The organism is Sutterella massiliensis (assembly GCF_016899755.1).
GTDB lineage: Bacteria > Pseudomonadota > Gammaproteobacteria > Burkholderiales > Burkholderiaceae_F > Sutterella > Sutterella massiliensis.
In genome coordinates this window covers 1-1,294 of the sequence record NZ_JACJJC010000087.1, presented here as the reverse complement: position 1 = coordinate 1,294, position 1,294 = coordinate 1, and the positions used below count along the sequence as shown (strand labels likewise).

The following is a 1,294-nucleotide window of genomic DNA, read 5'->3' as shown; positions in this document are numbered from 1 at the left end:
CTTAAGTGCTTCACGCCTATCTCACTGGCTTAATTAACAAGTCCGGATTTCGCGCCCACCCCAAGCTTCTAGTTATACATTTTAGAATAGAAAATGAAAAAGACGTTACTCGTATTGACAACAACTCTTCTTCTTGCAGGATGCTCATTAAATACGGAAGAAAAGATTAATTATTGGCTGTCCAATAATAACATTGCAATCACATGTTCTGGGAGTCTAATAAACGAATTAAATCAGCCACAAGTTACAAAGATAGATGACACTTACGTCAGTTTTGCAAATGGTGTTAGGCTAAGGACAGCCGCTTGTACGGTGCATGGTCATGTTAGCGTAGCTGTCAATGCATTTGACTGGGGTATGAATGAAAATAGACTCCCTAAGGAATTGCCAACAATTAGATTGTTGGGAAATGAACAATTCGTGATGCCATTACCAGATTTTAATAGAGATGTAGCGATGAGGACAGTGGCTAGAAAGAACGCATTTAATATGATTGTCTACAATATGAGCAAAAAATCATCAAAAGAATGAGTGAGAAGAATTTAGTTCTCTGCTCTATGATTGCTCAAATTCCGCAGTGCGAGGTTCCTTTGTACCGAAGAAAGTCTTCAGGACCATGCGGACAATTTCTCGAGCCTATATGCGCTCACGCCAGGATTTCGCTCGCGCTAAAAATAGAAAAAGCAAGACGCTCAATCAGATCGGCACCCGTGCAGGAAGCGTTTTCAGTGACATCAACGGAAAGTGTGCCAAGGCCATTCTTTCTGCTTGGGTTGAAAACAGCTCCGAGCTGGATGCCGTCATCAAATCGAAGTCGAAGATGCTCAAACACTCTGCCGATGAGATTTGGGATGCGCTTGCTCCGCTCGGAGACGAACAGCGTGAATTGCTGAAGCTTCAGCAGAAGCAAATCGAAGAGATCGAGGAAACCTCTGAGCAGTACTTGGAGTTGTTGAGACAGATACAGAAGCCGTATCAGGAAATCGTTGACAGACTGATGACGATTCCTCAGATCAAGGAGGTTTCTGCGCGACTGATCCTTGCGGAACTGGGCGACGATCTTTCAAGCTTTCCATCCATTCGGCACTTTTCCTCATGGGCAGGAATATGTCCGGGCGTAAAAGAATCGGCGGGAAAGACGCTCAAGGGAGCCAGAGCACCAAAAGGGAATCAGTGGCTTAAGACTGTTCTCGTTGAGGTTGCCAATGGCATATCTCTGACGAAATCAGGGTTCCTTCGAGGCGTTTTCCAAAAGTTCAAAGAACGACGCGGGCGCGGTCGAGCGATCGTGGCA

The 1,294-nt window shown here is 45.1% G+C and carries 2 protein-coding genes; both read left to right on the top strand.

All coding sequences use genetic code 11. The features are described from left to right. Positions 1-93 precede the first annotated feature (93 nt). Entirely contained in the window at positions 94-531 is a 438-nt protein-coding gene (locus tag H6A60_RS11425) for a lipoprotein (RefSeq protein WP_239477738.1), read from the top strand. A gap of 85 nt (positions 532-616) precedes the next feature. Beyond that, positions 617-1,294, top strand: a 678-nt coding sequence (locus tag H6A60_RS11420) for a transposase (RefSeq protein WP_205104714.1), incomplete at its 3' end; no start/stop codon positions are given.